Source organism: Chlorobium sp. KB01 (genome assembly GCF_001975465.1).
Lineage (GTDB): Bacteria > Bacteroidota > Chlorobiia > Chlorobiales > Chlorobiaceae > Chlorobium.
In genome coordinates this window covers 1-17,062 of sequence record NZ_MPJE01000105.1, presented here as the reverse complement: position 1 = coordinate 17,062, position 17,062 = coordinate 1, and the positions used below count along the sequence as shown (strand labels likewise).

Genomic DNA, 17,062 nt, shown 5'->3' with positions numbered 1-17,062 from the left:
ATCCTGACGAAAGGATCGGAAAAGCAGGAGTTTTTCATTTAGCTTTTCGGCACTGCTTCTTTATCTTTAGGGCATAGAACTCTTGTCGACACTCTTACCCATAACCATTCATGAGTACATCTGAACTGCTTGACACCTTCAAATCAACCGGGGCTCTGCTTGACGGTCATTTCAGGCTGACTTCAGGACGGCACAGCAATACCTATTTTCAGTGCGCAAAGGTATTGCAGCACCCACAACACCTCGAAGCGGTTTGCAGCCTGATCGCCGGGAATTTCAGCGGCAAGGGAGTCGAAACCGTCATATCCCCGGCTATTGGAGGAATCGTGGTCGGAACAGAGGTGGGGCGCCAGCTCGGAGTAAAAACCATTTTCGCTGAACGCAAGGATGGCGTGATGACCATTCGACGCGGATTCACGCTCGGGCCGGATGAACGGGTGGTGGTGATTGAGGATGTTATCACCACAGGAGGGTCGGTCGCCGAGGTGATCGCGCTTGTCAAGGCGGCCGGAGCAACACTGGTCGGAGTCGGATCGGTGGTTGACCGCAGCAATGGCCGCGTAAGGCTTGCTGACGAACAGTTTTCAGTGCTTTCAATGGAAGTGATCAGCTTCACCCCTGAGGAGTGCCCTCTCTGCAGACAGAATGTGCCGATTGATGCCCCCGGAAGCCGGGCAAACAAGCAAAACTAACGGCATGACCGAGCAGCCACCTATCAGAACTATCTCGTTTATCGGTCTCGGGTTGATCGGCATGTCGCTCTTGCGGGCAATAAAGCTTTCGCCGCTTTCCCGTGAGAGTAAAATCTTTTTTCAGGGATTTGACCCATGCTTCACCGATAGTGACCGCACCACGGTTGAAGCACTCGGTCTTGACCGGTTTACCGCAGAGAAGTCGCTACTCTACAGCGCCGACCTGATAATCCTCTCGGCTCCGGTCGAGATCAACATTGCCCTGCTGGAGGAGATCAAACAGCTTGCGCCTCCCTCAACACTGGTCAGCGATGTATCAAGCACAAAGTCGCTGATCGCCCGTAAAGCCAGGGAGCTTGAGCTGAACTTTATCGGTATGCACCCGATGGCCGGCAAGGAGCAGCAGGGATATCGTGAAAGCCACGAGGAGTTGCTGCATGGCCGACGCGTGATCCTTTGTGACGACAAGGGTGTACTCGAAGAGCCGAAAGGGAGATTCCTCATTGCACTGCTTGAGTCGGCAGGATGCACAACACTCTCGATGAACGCCGAAGAACATGATCTCGTGGTTGCAAAAACAAGCCATCTGCCCCAACTGCTATCGACCCTCCTTATGAATCACTGCGGCGATTCGATCAGCAAAACCGGACCGGGCTTTGCGACCCTTGCCCGGCTTGCAGGAAGTCCATGGCAGATCTGGCGGGACATTATTGCAACCAACTGTGACAACATTGCTGCGGAGCTTGACCGGTTTGCCGTCGAACTTACGGCCCTGTCAGAGGAAGTACGCTCTCTCAACCTTGAACAGCTTGAATCGCGCTTCGATGAAGCCAACCGGCTTTATCAAACCCTTAAAGAGATGAACCGCTCATGAAATTTGCGATTGTTGTCAATGTTTCAAGGGAGAACGCACTTGATCTCGCCAGAGAGCTTGCCCTCTGGCTCGATAAACGGGATGTCGAGTATGTTTTCGAAACCCTTTCAGCCGAAAAGCTGCATATAGCACGATCAGCGCCGATTGAGGAGCTGAACCGGCAGTGCGATGCATTCATCTCGCTGGGAGGTGATGGCACACTGCTCTTCGCATCCCACTACGCCATGACCAAACCGGTTATCGGCGTCAATGTCGGCTATCTCGGTTTTTTAACGGAGTTCACCCAGGCTGAAATGTTTTCGGCAATAGAAAAGGTTCTGAACAACACCTATACGATCCATAACCGCTCACAGCTTGAAGCCTCTCTTTCAATCGACGGGAATGTACAACAGTTACGGGCTTTGAATGATGTGGTGATTGAAAAGGGAGCCTATCCCCGCATTCCGACCTTTGTCATAAAGCTGGACGGGGAGCTGCTCAGCTCCTACCGCGCTGATGGCATCATCATTGCCACCTCAACCGGCTCAACAGCTTACTCCATGTCTGCCGGTGGACCGATCATCGCCCCGAAATCGAGTGTCTTTGTCATCACACCGATCTGCCCGCACATGCTGACCGTCCGGCCGATTGTTATCAGTGACGAAAAGATAATCGAAGTCTCTGTTGATGCTCCTGACGGGGAGTTTCCGCTCAACTGCGACGGCCATCTGGTCAGAATGCTTGACCCCCGCAAAGTGGTCACGATAAGAAAATCGCCGGAACCGGTCCATCTCGTCGCCAATGAAAAACGGGATTACTGCGAGATCCTGCGGACCAAACTGCTCTGGGGACGCGAGCATAATTTCGGCCTCTGAGCGGGCACTTCTCACCTTCAATCCATTCGGGGCAACAGATCTTTATGCGGGTACCTTTATTTATTGTCGTGAGCGGTTTGAGTGCGAGACGGACGGAGCGCAGAAACCGGAGTGTACACGCAGTCCATGAGGATTTCGAGCACCACCCAACGAAGCAATCGAATCGCAGAACAAATAAATAGAGGCACCCATGGGAATCAATATCAGTGCCGGCACTCTCCACCAGTTCCTCGGCATTCCTGCTGAAACTCCGCTCAGCATTGAGGGGATGTGCCGCAAAATCAGGCCGGTCATCTACCCCGCACCTTTGCTCCCGGTTCGCCTTGAACAGTTCTGCCTTGCACTGGTTTCGGCTATGAACTCACTGGAGATCACCGTACTCTCTGAAGAGGAGGCCTCGGGCAGTGACGGCCGGTTCCTCCCCGGTACGGTTGTCTTTGCTCCGGGCTCTTTTACCGACGATATGCTCGCAATCAACCGGGTTTCAACGCTCTACAACAATATCATTGTCGGCATCTACGACGAACCGCCGCCGCTCACCACCGAGGCCCTCCCGCAGGAGCGACTTGACGCAATAGTCGGCAGGCTTGCCCGCGACATGGTGCATATCCTGATCTTTGTCACCGACCGTTCATGGACCATCTGCACCATGAACGGGGGTGTCGTAACCTTCAACACCCCGCTTCCTGCGGTGGAGGATGTCCGCTGCACGCTGGTGCCGAAACTTACGGCTCAGGTTGTTCCTCCAAGGCCGGAGGATCTTGATATGAAACCTGGCGCTCTCCAGACCGATACGCCGCTGTTTCGGACTGTGGGCAAGGATTTTGCAGAGTGCAGCAGACTGTGGCGCGATAACCACTGCCTGCTCACCCACACCTCCACCGCCGGGCTTGCATACCGAAGCGATTTTTACAAGCGGATCGTTGCCCGCTATCTCGACCAGCGCAGCGGTATGAGCTACGGATTCTTTGCCCGGCAGCTCCCTGTTGCGGTGCAGCCGGCAATCCTCTGCAGTGATGAAACAGGTAGTGAGGAGCGTGAAATGGAGCACGAGGGCACGGTGCGGATCGTGGCCGCAGGTAAAACCTTCCTTGTGCCGGTTCCGGAGGTGAGCGTTATCACAACCCGATCCGGATGCCGGAAGCATCATCTTGACCCTCAGCATGATCTGGTGGAAATCGGTATAAGCGGAGGCAGAGCATGGCTGAAGACCCCTGCTGGTGTTTCACCTTCGGGAGGTGCCAAGCCGTCGTTCGACACCTTGACTATTCTGGCCCACGCACTGGGAAATGCCATAACAGCAAGCATCCTCATGAGACTCAGGCCGGATGAGCTCTTCCCCGCTCATCTTGGCCGCTACGGGGCATCCATGACCCACTGGCATGACTACCCGGATATGGAGATGCTTCCGGAAGGGTACTATCTGCATGGTGCGGAGAATCCTCCTGTCTCCTGCTCTACGCCGCAATCAGCAGCCTACAGTCTGCTGGGGAAGATAGAGGCCCTTGAGCAGGCACTTGAAAAGGGAGCAGAGTACCGGGGAGATGTGCACATTGAACCAAATCACGGCACCAATATAGTCGGACTGCTCACTCTGGCGGAAACCGCCGCGATCCTCAACCCGGAAGCAGTTGCCGAAATCCGGTAAGATCGCTCCCGCCGCCCGTTGTCATTTCGACCATTCCACATTTTTATCTCACCCTCCCCATGTCATCCCGACTGAAAGGATAGATCTCTTCTTCCGGATCTGTTCCAATCAGATTCCTCTCTTCGTTCGGAATGACAACCGCCATCCAGCCACTCAGCTCTCCGTTTCACTCTCCTCCTGAGGCTGCTCGGTGTAGATCCACTTTCCCTGCTGGGCGAGAATCAGTTCGATAATTTCCCGCAAACACCCATTACCGCCTTCATAACCGGCAATGTAGCCGACACGGTTTCTGAGATAATCAGCCCCGTCAATCGGTGTAACGGGCAGGCCGGCTTTTGCAAGTACGGCAATATCGCCGATATCGTCACCGATGTATGCACACTCCTCGTCAGTGAGCCCGTGAGCATCACGGAAACTCTCGTAGGCCTTCAAAAGATCCCCGGAATTGAGCGAGAGATCGCTTACACCAAGATTTTCGAGCAGGGGCCGATACGCTTCGGCATCCCGCCCGGAGATGACGGCAATCATCAACCCCTGTTTCAATCCCTCCCTGATAGCCACGGCATCTCTTACCGAAATCGAGCAGAGCTCACCTCCCCGGCTGTCAAAGGTGATCCTTCCGCCGTTGAGGACTCCGTCAACCGGAAAAACAACTGCCCGGACAATTTTGAGTGCCTGCTCTATACGTGTTGATGGATCGGCCTGTGAAGGCTGCATCCCGAAATATTGAAAACCGGCCACAGGTATAGTGGTTTAGAGTGAATGAAGCGACTGCACACACCGGTAAAGATGGAGCAGTTGTTTGACAATAGTTCCGAATTCATCAAGAGCAACCTGTGTGGCTGCATCCGACAGTGCATTCGATGGATCGGGATGAACCTCGAAGAAGAGACCGTTCACCCCCGCTGCGACCGCCGCCCGTGCAAGAGGCATCATATACTGGCGCTCTCCGCCCGAAACACCATTGCCCGCGCCTGGAAGCTGAAGGCTGTGCGTTGCGTCATAGATAACAGGGTATCCTGATTCAGCCATTTTGGCCAGACCACGGAAATCAACTACAAGATTGTGATAGCCGAAACTTGATCCCCGTTCGGTCAGCATGACCCTCTGGTTACCCGTCCCGGCCACCTTGGCAGCGGCAAGTGCCATATCTTCCGGGGCCATAAACTGCCCCTTCTTGATGTTGACGGCAAGCCCGCTCTCTCCGGCAGCAACAAGAAGTTCGGTCTGACGGCAGAGAAAGGCCGGTATCTGCAGCACATCAACATAGCGGGAGGCAAGCGCTACATCCCTGGTTTCATGTACATCGGTCACTACCGGCATCCGGTAGGTAGTGCGGATTTCGTCAAGTATTTCAAGCGCCTCTACATCACCGATACCGGAGAAAGAGGAGCCGGAAGTGCGGTTTGCCTTGCGGTAGGAGCCCTTGAAAATAAAACCTACCCCTTCCGCTCTGCTGATGCGCTGAAGCTCTTCGGCTGTTTTTACCGCCATTGCCCTGTTTTCGATCAGACAGGGTCCGGCAATAATGAGCGGAGCTGAGGTATCCGGAATGGAGAGTGAACCGATCGAGAACTTTTGCACGTTGTTACCCGTTATACTTTTATGGCTTAAAGCTCTATGCCTCTTGTGACTTTGATAATTTAAGCCTTAAATTTACAACAATATTTCTTATTCACAGTCCGTAATCAAATACCGGAAAACTATGGGCATCGCTGATACAAAACAACGACTGGAGGAGATTGAAAAACAGCTCGCAAACCTTATCGAGGAGCAGACCGTCATCAAGGCCCGGTGGGATAGCGAAAAAGAGCTGATACAGTCCTCCCGCACCCTTAAATCGCAGATAGAAGAGCTCCGGGTTCAGGCCGAGGAGTTTGAGCGTCAGGGCGATTATGGCAAGGTTGCAGAGATACGCTATGGAAAAATCGCACAGATTGAACACGATCTTGAAGAGAACCGCCTGAAAATTGAAGAGAAGAAGGCCGGAGGCGACCTGATCATGAAAGAGGAGATTGATGCGGAGGATATAGCCGATATTGTCTCCAAATGGACAGGAATACCGGTCAGCAAGATGCTGCAGGGTGAGCGCCAGAAGCTGCTCCTGATTGAACAGGAGCTGCATAAACGGGTGATCGGGCAGGAGGATGCCGTCACGGCGGTCAGTGAGGCGGTAAAACGCTCCAGGGCGGGGATGGGGGACGAGAAGCGCCCTATCGGCTCCTTTATCTTTCTCGGGCCGACCGGTGTCGGCAAAACCGAGCTTGCCCGTGCTCTTGCCGACTATCTCTTTGATGATGAGGACTCCATGATACGCATCGACATGAGCGAATATATGGAGTCCCACACCGTAAGCCGGCTGGTCGGAGCACCTCCCGGCTATGTGGGTTATGAGGAGGGCGGGCAGCTTACCGAAGCAGTACGGCGCAAACCATTTTCCGTTGTGCTGCTTGACGAGATAGAGAAATCGCACCCGGACGTCTTCAACATCCTCCTGCAGATACTTGACGATGGACGCCTGACCGACAGCAAGGGACATACGGTGAACTTCAAGAACACCATCATCATCATGACCAGTAATATCGGCGCACAGATGATCCAGGCCGAGATGGGAAAACTCGATGGTGTAAACCGTGAGGCTCTGCTTTCGGGCCTCCAGGAGAAGCTCTTCCAGCTGCTGAAACAGCAGGTGAAACCGGAGTTTCTCAACCGTATTGACGAGATCATCCTCTTCACGCCGCTCACACGCGAAGAGCTGAAAAAAATTGTGCACATACAGTTCGACCGTATCAAAGAGACCGCAATGCGCCAGCGCATCAAACTGACCATCACCGATGGTGCCCTTGAATGGATTGCCAATGCGGGATTTGACCCGGCATTCGGCGCCCGGCCTCTCAAACGGGTGATGCAGCGCAAGATCACCAACAGGGTTTCGGAACTTATTCTCTCCGGAGCGGTAGAGGAGGGTGATGAGGTTGCCGTTGATCTCGCCGGAGGAGAGCTGACCATCACCGGTAAAAAAGCAGGATAAAAAGATACATTGAGTTGCCGGGGCCTTACTTGCATGGTGAAGCAGGCCCCGTAAGATGAACAAAAAACCCGTTAACGCCCTTGCTGCAACACCGACATTCATGAAAAAAATCTTTCTGACGGTTGCAGCGCTCTTCCTGCTGCTTACCTCCTCCTTTACGGCATTCGCTTCCGAAAGACCGGACAGCCTTGCCATAAAAATCGGCCAGATGGTGATGATCGGCTTCAGGGGGCTCTCGGTGGCAGAATCTCCCGACATTGCTGAAGATATCCTTGAACGCCGGATCGGCGGTATTGTACTCTTTGACTATGACGTTCCACTGCACGCACCATCCAGAAACATCAGCAGCCCTGAACAGCTCTCGCTCCTGACGCTTGAACTGCAAAAGCTCTCAGCCATCCCCCTCCTGATCGGTATTGACCAGGAGGGAGGAAGGGTCAACCGCCTCAAGGCGAAGTTCGGATTTCCCCCGAGCGTTTCGGCTGAGCATCTCGGAACCCTCAACAATCCCGACAGCACAACCACCGCTGCCGCCCTGACGGCCCGGACATTGCAGGCAATGCATATCGGGCTGAATTTTGCCCCGGTAGCTGATCTGAATGTTAATCCGGACAATCCGGTTATCGGAAAGCTCGGGCGAAGCTTTTCGGGGGATCCAGAAATTGCCGTCCCGAATATCCGGCTGACGGTCAAAACCTTCAACCGCGAGGGTATCATTGCCACCCTGAAGCATTTTCCTGGGCACGGCAGTTCAACGACCGATACGCACAAGGATTTTACCGATATAACGAACAGCTGGTCCGAAAAAGAGCTTGAGCCCTACCGCGCCATGATTGCGTCCGGTTACCGCGACGCAATCATGACCGCACATGTGTTCAACGCAAAACTTGATCCGATTTATCCGGCAACGCTTTCAAAATCAACCATCACCGCTCTTCTCCGCAAAAAGCTCGGATTCAGGGGTGTGGTTATCAGCGACGATATGCAGATGAAGGCCATCGCAGACCGTTACGGGCTTGAAGAGGCCATCCGGCTGGCCATTGATGCCGGTGTGGACGTTCTGCTCTTCGGCAACAACACCTCATGGGACCCTGCAATTGCCACGAAGGCAACGGAAATTATCCGATCCCTTGTAGAGAAAAGAGTGGTAACACCCAGACGTATCGACCTGTCGTACCGGAGAGTCATAGAGCTTAAAAAACAGTACCTCAAACCCCGCACATGAAAACCATCTGCCTTGTCCGTCATGCAAAATCAAACTGGGCGGATGCTCAGACAGGCGATTTTGACCGGTCTCTGAACAGTCGGGGAGAGCACACCGCTTCACTCATGGCCGCAATGCTGAAGGCAATGGGAGTAGCCGCCGATCTTGTCATCTCCAGTCCGGCAAACAGGGCTATCTCTACAGCAGAGCTCTTCTGTGAAATCCTTGATTACCCGAAGGAGAAGATCGTCAGGCGAATGGAGATCTACGAGGGAAGGGCCGACCAGATTCTTGCCATCATACAGGAGATGGCCGAAAGTATCGAAACAGCCGTGATCTTCGGGCACAATCCGACCATTACGGAGTTTGCAAACCTGCTTTCAGCTGCTCACATGGAGAGTATGGAGACCTGCGGCATGGTAAGGATCGATCTGGAGATCGCGATGTGGAAGGATGCGGCTTACGGCAAGGGGAAAAAGGTCTGGTATGAGTACCCGAAGCGTAAAACCGATTAATCCCGTTCCGATTTGGGATCACGGGTCATGAGCTCAAAAATCGCCTGCCGGGCAGGCTTGCGTTCAAAGAGCATCTCATAGACCGCCTGGGTAATAGGCATTTCAACTCCGAGTCTGCTGCTGAGCTCATAAACCGCTCTTGAGCTGTGCACACCCTCTGCAACCATATTCATCTGGCTGATAATATCATCAAGTGTGCGACCCCGGCCTATCTCTTCGCCGACATAACGGTTTCTGCTGTGGCGTGATAGGCAGGTAACAACGAGATCGCCGATTCCCGAAAGTCCGGAGAGGGTGACTGGATCCCCTCCAAGCCGTATGCAGAGCCTTGAGATTTCGGCAAGACCTCTCGTGATAATGGCCGCCTTTGCGTTATCTCCATACCCGATGCCATCGGAGATACCGGCAGCAATCGCAATGATGTTCTTGACTGAACCGGCGGTTTCAACCCCTATGATATCGTTATTGACATAGACGCGGAACATGTTGGTACGAAAGATCTCCTGCACAATCTCTGCCGTCCGGAGCGACGGTGAGGAGGCAACCACGGTCGTGGGCTGCTCTTTTGCTACCTCTTCGGCATGGCTTGGTCCATAGAGCGCTGCAACCTGTTCGGGCTTCAGAGAGGAGAGCACTTCAAGCAGTACTTCCGACATCCGCTTACCCGTTCCAACCTCGATACCCTTGGCAACATTGACCAGAATTTTACCGTCGAGTGACGTCGTACAAAAACCGGTAACCGTCTCCCGCAACGCCTGGGATGGTACGGCCGTAACGATCACTTCGGCCCAGGAGATCAGTTCAGGAAGGAGATCGGCAACATCAAGTGAGTCCGGAAAAGCCACGCCCTTCAGATAGCGTTGATTTTCACGCTCCGCCCTGAGCTTTGCCGAGAATTCCGGCCGGTGCGCCCAGAGGCGGACAGGATAACCTTTCGAAGCAAGAAGTACGGCAAGTGTGGTGCCCCAGCTTCCGGCACCAAGTACAGCAATATTCATCGGATAATCAGGCCGTTATGCACGCCTGCCGAATGTCAGACGGTTCTCCGTACCGGAAAGCAGCCTTCTGATATTGGCCCTGTGCGTGTAAAGAATGGCAAGCGCGACAATAAGACCGAAAATCATAAGGTGATAGTCGAGGCTGTCATGGAAGGAGAGTGGGGATCCGAAAAGCCTGATATAGTAGTCAAGGCCGCCGCCAAGCTCAAAAATATACTTGCGGATGGCAATGATAAGCGGAAAGGCAAGTGCCGCAAGAATGGAGGCTACCGAGACATACCTTGAAACGTAGACGGTCAGCAGAAAAATAGCGACAACGATCAGCATGCTTACCGGTGCAATGCCGATCAGCATCCCTGCGGCAGTGCTGACACCCTTGCCACCCTTGAAACCGGCAAAAACCGTAAAGACATGGCCAATAACTGCGCACATCCCGGCCAGAAGCCTGAGCGCAACTTCGTTCATATCGGGAAAATTACCGATCGGGTGCTCCCGGAAAAAAGCAACAACAGAAACTGCGGCAATAACGCCCTTGACAATATCAATGAGCGTAACCGTCAGACCGGCCTTCCAGCCGAGTACACGAAAGGCATTGGTACCCCCGGCATTTCCGCTGCCGAAGTCCCTGACATCGATACCCTTGAGCATCTTTCCCGCCATAATGCTGGTAGGGATGGATCCGATGAGATAGCTCACCGCTAAAATGGCAAGTAAAGTCACCATAAACGTTACTGATTATTGCTGTGTGACAAAAAATAACGCAAAAAATCCCGTCAGGTTCTGGAGACCTGCCCTATAATGTACGAATTTTCCCCCTGAGATTGCAAGACGGCCCGCACATCATCAACCGCATTTTTTTCAACAATCATGACCAGTCCGGCACCGAGATTGAAGGTTCTGCGCATATCCTCCTCGGGAACATGGCCCTCTTTACGGATAATATCAAAAATCACCGGTTCCGGCCATGCGTTCCACTCGACATCAAGCTTCAGACTTTCAGGCACAATACGCATGGTATTACCAAGAAGACCTCCACCGGTAATATGTGACAGCCCCTTGAGTGCGGGTGAACCGAAAAACGGCTCAATCGCCCGGAGATAGGAGCGGTGACCTTTCAGCAGCTCCTCTCCCGCAGAACCGTCAAGACCTGAAAATGTCTGGTGCATCCTTCCGTCAAGCACTTTGCGGGCAAGTGAATAGCCGTTGGTGTGCAGACCGTTGGATGGAAGGGCAAGCAGCACATCACCGGCAGTGATTGACGCACCGTTGATGATTTTTTCATGATCAACAACTCCGACAATAGAGCCTGCGAGATCAAAATCCTCCTCACTGTAGACTCCCGGCATCTCGGCGGTTTCACCGCCGATAAGTGCGCATCCATTCTCCCGGCAGGCCTTGACCATACCGGTAACAACGGCGGCGGCAAGCTCAGGCGTCAGCTTTCCGCAGGCATAGTAGTCGAGAAAAAAGAGCGGTTTTGCTCCACAGACCAGAATATCATTGACACAGTGATTGACAAGGCATGAGCCGACCGTGTCATAGATACCGAGCTCAATGGCAATTTTCAGTTTTGTACCGACCCCGTCAATGCTGCTGACCAGCACCGGTTTTTTATACAGGGAGAAATCGGGCTGAAAAAAACCTCCGAACGCGCCGATATCGGTAATGACCCCGGGAGTAAATGTCTGGCGTACCTGGGGTTTGATCAAACGGACGAACTCTTCACCCGCACTGATATCGACTCCGGCTTTTTTATAATCCATCTGCTACCTCTTTAAATTTTATACATTTAATATCGAGAACGCTTTACGGCGTTCCTGCCGGGGTTTCAAAAATACCGGCATCCTCAGGGCCGGAGAAAAACTCCCTGTGGAGGTTTCTGACCGCCGTAACCACCTCGGACTCCTGAACAACAAACCCGACATTGATCTCTGATGCTCCCTGGGAGATCATCCTGAGATTGACATCTTTCAGCGCATTGAATATCCTGCCGGCGACGCCGCGGGAGAGGCGAAGATTATCGCCAACCACACTGACCGTGGCCACATTGTGCTCGATATCAACTTCGCCGAAGCTGTTCAGATGCTGGATCAGCTCCTCACTGAAACTTTTTTCATCAACGGTGAGCGATACCGAAACCTCACTGGTGGAGATCATCTCCACCGATACACCGAAACGGGCGAAAGCACCGAACAACTCATTCATAAAGCCGTGACGACCGAACATCCGGTTTGAACGCATGTTGATGATACACTGTCCCTTTTTAACCGCAATGGACTTGACAAGACCATCGTAGCTTTTGCCTGAAAGCCGTTCAGGATCATTGGTAATAAGCGTTCCCTTGGCATCCGGATGCCAGGAGTTGAGCACATAGACCGGAATATTTTTCTGCACAGCGGGCGCGATGGTATCGGGATGCAGCACCTTGGCTCCGAGATAGGCAAGCTCCGCGGCTTCGGAAAAGGTCATGACCCGGATGCTCCGTGCTTCGGGCACAAGACGCGGATCGCAGGTCATGACTCCGTCAACATCGGTCCATATCTGTATGGCGTTGTCATTGAGCCAGGATCCGAGCAGGGCGGCTGAAAAGTCGGAACCGCCCCTGCCGAGTGTCGTTGTCCTGCCGTCTTTTGTCGATCCAATATAGCCCTGGGTAATGACCGTGGTGCCCTTTTCAAGGAGCGGTGCGATCATGAGCGAGACATTTGCTTTGCAGAGATCATTGAGCGGGCGGGCAAAACCAAAATTATCATCGGTAATCATCACCTTGCGGACATCGACCCATTCAGCGTTTAATCCCTGATCTTTCATTGCTGCGGCAAACACCGTGGTCGAAAAGAGTTCACCGAAAGAGCAGAACATGTCCCTGGAGCGCTCGGTCAGTTCACCGACTATATCTACACCCTTGACCAGCATTTCAAGGCGGGCGGAAAACTGTTCAACAGAGTCGGCAAGCTCTTTTTTCAACTCATCACTCTTGATCAGCTCGTCAATCAGATTGAGGTGAAAGCTGCGAACCTCTCCGGCAAGACGCTTTGCCTCTTCGAGATCGCTTCGTCCGGCAGCATCGGCAATCTGCACCAGTTTATTGGTTATACCGCTGCATGCACTGAGCACAACAAGAGGCGCCGCCTTCCCTGCTTCCCTGGCAACCAGTGAAATTGCCTGCTGCATCGCACCGGCAGTTCCAACCGAGGTACCTCCGAATTTCATCACCGCCATAACAATTCAAACAAATAGGTTAATCGTGAAAATTTCACTTACATTTCCTCTATGCTTCACGGGAAAGCATCCGCTGTTCCCGAAAAAGAACAACCTTGATAAACTCGACCGGTTACAATGGATTCACGCTCCACATGGCTCAAGTCGTGCCAAAGGCTGCTGCTCCTGGGAACCTTGTCCAGCCTGCTCTTCAGTGCTGTCGGTTGCCAGATCCTTCTGAGAGGGTCAGGAGAGAGTCGGGAGAGCAAATATAGTTTAAAAAAGAGAAAATCGTATATCTCGTGTATGCGGGAAGGAAGAGGCTCACCCGAGATCTGCCGCCTGCCGTTAAAGGTGCCGGAACGATCAATCGACCGGCTCTTTTCATCCCTTGACGACGCCATGGGCACAGCGTATCGTTCAGGAGGATCGACTCCTGACGGATTCGATTGTTCCGGCCTGGTGAGCTATCTCTACAAACAGAACTTCAGGATGCTGCTCCCCAGAACTGCCGGAGAGCAGGCCTTGCTCGGCCCCCTGGTGGAGAAAAAAGAGCTTCGTCCGGGTGATCTTCTGTTTTTCAGTATCGGAGGAGGACGCATCGACCATGTAGGAATCAGTATAGGCAAAAACAGCTTTGCGCATGCAGCAAGGCGCGGCGTCATGGTCAGCAGCCTCACCGAAAGCTACTACCTTCGTCACTATGTCTGTGCAGCCCGGATTATAACGCCGGACTGAGTCTCCTCCACACCTTCACGCGAAACCCTCTTTGCATGGTGAAAATCTCTTATATTGCTCCTCATCATTTCACTCTTTCAAACCACTCCGGCTCTCTTTATGCCCAACACAGGAATACAGAACTATATCGAACTGGCTTTTATAGTAAACCCCTCCCTGCATGAACTCTATATCGGCCTGCTGGCCGCTGAAGGCATAGCGTATTTTCAGGAGGAGGACGAACGGCTTCTGGCCTATCTGCCGGAAGAGGAGTGGACCGATGAGAAAGAGCAGGCAATGATCGCTTTTCTGCAAGAGCGTCTGGGAACTGCTCCTGCCTATACGGCCACCTTTATGGCTGACCGGAACTGGAATGCCGAGTGGGAAGCCAACCTGCAGCCTATCGAGATATCCGACCGCTTTCTGATTGTCCAGAAAAACAAGGATATCAACCCTAAACCCGGTCAGATTGTCATTGAGATCAATCCGAAAATGTCATTCGGAACCGGTTACCATGCCACAACCCGCCTGATGCTTCGTCAGATGGAGCAGCTTGATTTGCAGGACAAGAAAATGATGGATATCGGTACCGGCACCGGAGTACTTGCCATTGCAGCCCGCAAGCTCGGCAACAACCTGACGATCCTTGCGTTCGACAACAGTGCATGGGCGGCGGAAAACGCGATAGAGAATATTGAACAAAACGCTGCTCCGGATATAAAAATCGAGCTTCTTGATGCAGAAGAGGATCTTATCGTGAACCTTCGTGAGGGCTATGACCTGATTCTGGCAAATATCAATAAAAACGTAATTGACCGGATTCTGCCCGCCATAAGAAAGTACTCACCGGAAGCTACGGTCCTGCTCTCCGGTATTCTGGTCTATGACGAACCGTGGCTGAAAAAGCTGCTGAAACGGCTCGGTTATGAGATTGTGCAAACCATCTATGAAGATGAATGGCTCTCAAGCCTTGTGCGCCCACTCTCCCGTTCAACGCTTTAAACTCCCCTGCAGACCAATGAAACGGGTTTCATGCATTGATATCGGCACCAATACAGCCCTCCTGCTTATTGCCGATCTCGTACCGGAAAGCGGCAGCATCATTCCGGTCTGCCACCGACAAACCATTGTACGGCTTGGCAAAAATGTTGACGCAGAAAAGGTCATTGACCGGGATGCTCAGCTTCGGCTGATCTCCTGCCTGAAGGAGTACCGTCAGCTCAGCGATGAACATGGATGCCGTTGCATCATTGCAGCAGGAACAAGCGCCCTGAGAGATGCCGCCAACCGGACGGAGGTGATCCGAGCGGTTAAAGAAGAGACCGGAATTGCAATCAGATGCATCTCCGGTGAGGAGGAGGCTAAACTCACCTTTTTCGGCGCAGTAGCCGGTATGAGCCGGATTCCGGAACCCTTCTCGGTGATCGACATCGGAGGCGGCAGCACGGAGATTTCCATGGGCTCGCTTGAGGGTATAACGGAGAGCGTAAGCCTCGACATCGGATCGGTCAGGCTCACCGAGCGGTTTTTCACCATGCTCCCCCCTCCGGAAAGCGAGTTTGAGCAGGCAGAAGCAGAGATCAGCAACATGCTCACAAAGCGTATCCTCCCCTTTTTTGCTTCACGGGAACAGGTTTTCGGAGTAGCCGGAACCGTGACCACCATTGCCCAGGTCTCTCAGGGAATGAACCACTTTGATGCGCTGAAGGTACACAACTACCCGCTCAGCTACGTCGAGGTTCATGAACTGCTCGAACAGCTCAGGAAAAAAACCAATGAGGAGATCATTGCGCTTGGCATCCCTGAGGGGAGATCTGACGTCATTACCATGGGCACCCTGATCCTGCATCAGTTCATGCGCCTGCTCGGCATCGGCGAAATACGGGTCAGCATTCAGGGGCTGCGTTTCGGCCTTGCGCAGGAGGAGCTTATCCGGCTTCAGCAAAAAATTTGAGGGCGTAGATGACAACAGGCTCTCGCTCTGCGTTCCGGGTAAAAAAGAGGAAAGCCCTCTCGCTCTCCCTGATACTGAACCTTTTTCGCAGCTCCTCCACAGAGAGGGGGAAATCACGCCGCTGAATACTTGCTCCCGTTATATGGTGCCGATCCAGAAATGCCCTGAAGGTTTTCGGTTTCCAGGGGACAGCGTCCAGAACCCGGAAGAGCCTGCCGGGAAAATCCGCAATCAGTTGTTCCCCTGTCAGATAATCGACCGATCCATTCAGAAACTCAAGAGCGTAATTCCGGACAAGCACCGCTGAAAGTCGCGCCTTGATGATTGCCGGGTCCGGCTCGTAGAGAAACACCTTCAGCGAAGAGGCAATGGCCCGGTCGGCATCCGGATCTCCGCAAACCTCAACGACAGCATCCGACCCGGTTGAAAGAGCAACCGCCCTGATCGTCACAGGGCGATCTCTTGCCCCCCGGTCAAGCAGCAACAGCGACTCCTTGCATTCACGGTCAACCGAAACCACCACAATTTCCGAGAGTGCCGGCAAAATCGCTTTCAGGGTGCTCAGCTCAAGCGCCGGAGAGGCCTTGATGCAGACCTTCGCCCCCTTGCGGAGCAGCAGGTCATGGTTGAGAACAACATCGGGACTTGCCGACTCAAGGGTGACAGAACGCCGCCCCTCTTCACGCCGCGCCGGATCGACATAAATCCACTCAAAGCTGTTATCAGGAAAACCTGCAAGCATGGTGAGGCTGTCAGCATGGTGCACCTGAACATTGCCGATTCCGCACTGCTTCAGATTATGCTCCATCATGGCACAAAGCAGCGGATCGCGCTCACAGTAGAGCACCTCTTCAATATTACGGGAGAGAAAGATCGAGTCAATACCAAGACCGCCAGAGAGGTCGATCAACCGCTTTCCTGAAAGCATTGAGGCCTTGAACGCAGCCGCCCGCTCTCCCGAAGCCTGCTCCAGCGAGAGCGGAGTGTAAAGCAGATTATAGGTTGAAAGGGAGGGTAACTTTTTGGCCGCTTTCCGGCGGCAACCGATCTGTTCCGCTATTGCCCTGACCGGCAAATCCTTCCGGCCATGAAACTGCATGGCAAACTGAGCCGGATCATCGCCGCTGTGCAGCGCAATCAGCGCCTGAACATCAGGCTCACGCAGGCGATAGAGCTCTTCTAAGGTCATGGGAAGGATTTTCTTGAAAGGACCAAAAAGACTTCAGCGACAACAAGTACCAATAAAAAAAGAAATCCAGTTCCAGCAAACAGTGATTTACTTTTCATCTCTTCGTCGTTGAAGTCCTTGCTGTCCTTTAACCTCAATAATTCATGACGCCCAAAATTGGGGGTATTGCATTCCAAAAATAAGTT

At 53.1% G+C, this 17,062-nt stretch carries 18 protein-coding genes; 10 read left to right on the top strand and 8 right to left on the bottom strand.

The window, feature by feature from the left end; translation table 11 throughout:
* Nucleotides 1-110: 110 nt before the first annotated feature.
* From pyrE to BOO20_RS10965, 4 genes are all read left to right on the top strand, one after another.
* Nucleotides 111-692 (top strand): orotate phosphoribosyltransferase, encoded by a 582-nt coding sequence (pyrE, locus tag BOO20_RS10980; RefSeq protein ID WP_076792698.1) that lies wholly within the window; start codon nucleotides 111-113, stop codon nucleotides 690-692.
* A 4-nt stretch (nucleotides 693-696) separates the two neighbouring features.
* A complete protein-coding gene (locus BOO20_RS10975; RefSeq protein ID WP_076792696.1) occupies nucleotides 697-1,566 on the top strand; it encodes a prephenate dehydrogenase in 870 nt (289 codons plus the stop codon).
* On the top strand, nucleotides 1,563-2,420 hold the full coding sequence (locus BOO20_RS10970) for an NAD(+)/NADH kinase (RefSeq protein ID WP_076792694.1): 858 nt from the start codon (nucleotides 1,563-1,565) through the stop codon (nucleotides 2,418-2,420). Before BOO20_RS10975 ends, BOO20_RS10970 begins: the two co-directional genes overlap by 4 nt.
* Nucleotides 2,421-2,610: 190 nt before the next feature.
* The gene (locus BOO20_RS10965; RefSeq protein WP_076792693.1) at nucleotides 2,611-4,068 is read left to right on the top strand and encodes a hypothetical protein; all 1,458 of its coding nucleotides are present in this window, start codon (nucleotides 2,611-2,613) and stop codon (nucleotides 4,066-4,068) included.
* 153 nt (nucleotides 4,069-4,221) lie between these two features.
* Here BOO20_RS10965 and BOO20_RS10960 read toward each other — a convergent pair whose 3' ends face one another.
* The gene (locus BOO20_RS10960; RefSeq protein ID WP_006365724.1) at nucleotides 4,222-4,785 is read right to left on the bottom strand and encodes an HAD family hydrolase; all 564 of its coding nucleotides are present in this window, start codon (nucleotides 4,783-4,785) and stop codon (nucleotides 4,222-4,224) included.
* Between the two features lie 36 nt (nucleotides 4,786-4,821).
* Nucleotides 4,822-5,652 carry a 3-deoxy-8-phosphooctulonate synthase gene (gene kdsA, locus BOO20_RS10955; protein WP_076792691.1) on the bottom strand — a complete coding sequence of 277 codons (831 nt, stop codon included), beginning with the start codon at nucleotides 5,650-5,652 and terminating at the stop codon, nucleotides 4,822-4,824.
* Nucleotides 5,653-5,773: 121 nt separating this feature from the next.
* Here kdsA and BOO20_RS10950 point away from each other — a divergent pair, with 121 nt between their 5' ends.
* Genes BOO20_RS10950 through BOO20_RS10940 form a run of 3 tightly spaced genes read left to right on the top strand, consistent with a single transcriptional unit; the run spans nucleotide 5,774 to nucleotide 8,818 of the window.
* On the top strand, nucleotides 5,774-7,099 hold the full coding sequence (locus tag BOO20_RS10950) for an AAA family ATPase (RefSeq protein ID WP_076792689.1): 1,326 nt from the start codon (nucleotides 5,774-5,776) through the stop codon (nucleotides 7,097-7,099).
* Nucleotides 7,100-7,154: 55 nt separating this feature from the next.
* Nucleotides 7,155-8,324, top strand: coding sequence for a glycoside hydrolase family 3 N-terminal domain-containing protein (locus BOO20_RS10945; protein ID WP_083694661.1), 1,170 nt, complete (start codon nucleotides 7,155-7,157; stop codon nucleotides 8,322-8,324).
* Nucleotides 8,321-8,818 carry a histidine phosphatase family protein gene (locus BOO20_RS10940; protein WP_076792688.1) on the top strand — a complete coding sequence of 166 codons (498 nt, stop codon included), beginning with the start codon at nucleotides 8,321-8,323 and terminating at the stop codon, nucleotides 8,816-8,818. Before BOO20_RS10945 ends, BOO20_RS10940 begins: the two co-directional genes overlap by 4 nt.
* Here BOO20_RS10940 and BOO20_RS10935 read toward each other — a convergent pair.
* Genes BOO20_RS10935 through lysC form a run of 4 tightly spaced genes read right to left on the bottom strand, consistent with a single transcriptional unit; the run spans nucleotide 8,815 to nucleotide 13,038 of the window.
* Entirely contained in the window at nucleotides 8,815-9,816 is a 1,002-nt protein-coding gene (locus tag BOO20_RS10935) for an NAD(P)H-dependent glycerol-3-phosphate dehydrogenase (RefSeq protein WP_076792686.1), read from the bottom strand. The genes BOO20_RS10940 and BOO20_RS10935 overlap by 4 nt on opposite strands.
* A 15-nt stretch (nucleotides 9,817-9,831) precedes the next feature.
* Complete coding sequence (gene plsY / locus BOO20_RS10930) at nucleotides 9,832-10,539, bottom strand: glycerol-3-phosphate 1-O-acyltransferase PlsY (RefSeq protein WP_006365731.1); 708 nt, start codon at nucleotides 10,537-10,539, stop codon at nucleotides 9,832-9,834.
* A gap of 50 nt (nucleotides 10,540-10,589) precedes the next feature.
* The gene (gene purM, locus BOO20_RS10925) at nucleotides 10,590-11,579 is read right to left on the bottom strand and encodes a phosphoribosylformylglycinamidine cyclo-ligase (protein ID WP_076792684.1); all 990 of its coding nucleotides are present in this window, start codon (nucleotides 11,577-11,579) and stop codon (nucleotides 10,590-10,592) included.
* A 43-nt stretch (nucleotides 11,580-11,622) separates the two neighbouring features.
* Nucleotides 11,623-13,038 (bottom strand): lysine-sensitive aspartokinase 3, encoded by a 1,416-nt coding sequence (gene lysC / locus BOO20_RS10920; RefSeq protein ID WP_076792683.1) that lies wholly within the window; start codon nucleotides 13,036-13,038, stop codon nucleotides 11,623-11,625.
* 285 nt (nucleotides 13,039-13,323) lie between these two features.
* On the opposite strand from lysC, the gene BOO20_RS10915 reads away from it, so the two are divergent.
* The 3 genes from BOO20_RS10915 (at nucleotide 13,324) to BOO20_RS10905 (ending at nucleotide 15,688) form a co-directional block, all read left to right on the top strand.
* The gene (locus BOO20_RS10915; RefSeq protein ID WP_233120972.1) at nucleotides 13,324-13,755 is read left to right on the top strand and encodes a C40 family peptidase; all 432 of its coding nucleotides are present in this window, start codon (nucleotides 13,324-13,326) and stop codon (nucleotides 13,753-13,755) included.
* A 99-nt stretch (nucleotides 13,756-13,854) separates the two neighbouring features.
* Nucleotides 13,855-14,736: a 50S ribosomal protein L11 methyltransferase gene (gene prmA, locus BOO20_RS10910; RefSeq protein ID WP_076792679.1), complete on the top strand. Its 882-nt coding sequence runs from the start codon at nucleotides 13,855-13,857 to the stop codon at nucleotides 14,734-14,736.
* A gap of 16 nt (nucleotides 14,737-14,752) precedes the next feature.
* Nucleotides 14,753-15,688 carry a Ppx/GppA phosphatase family protein gene (locus BOO20_RS10905; protein WP_076792678.1) on the top strand — a complete coding sequence of 312 codons (936 nt, stop codon included), beginning with the start codon at nucleotides 14,753-14,755 and terminating at the stop codon, nucleotides 15,686-15,688.
* On the opposite strand, the gene BOO20_RS10900 is transcribed toward BOO20_RS10905, so the two are convergent.
* Complete coding sequence (locus BOO20_RS10900; protein ID WP_076792676.1) at nucleotides 15,663-16,877, bottom strand: class I SAM-dependent methyltransferase; 1,215 nt, start codon at nucleotides 16,875-16,877, stop codon at nucleotides 15,663-15,665. The genes BOO20_RS10905 and BOO20_RS10900 overlap by 26 nt on opposite strands.
* Nucleotides 16,874-17,062, bottom strand: a 189-nt coding sequence (locus BOO20_RS13175; protein ID WP_233120971.1) for a hypothetical protein, incomplete at its 5' end; no start/stop codon positions are given. The genes BOO20_RS10900 and BOO20_RS13175, both read right to left, overlap by 4 nt.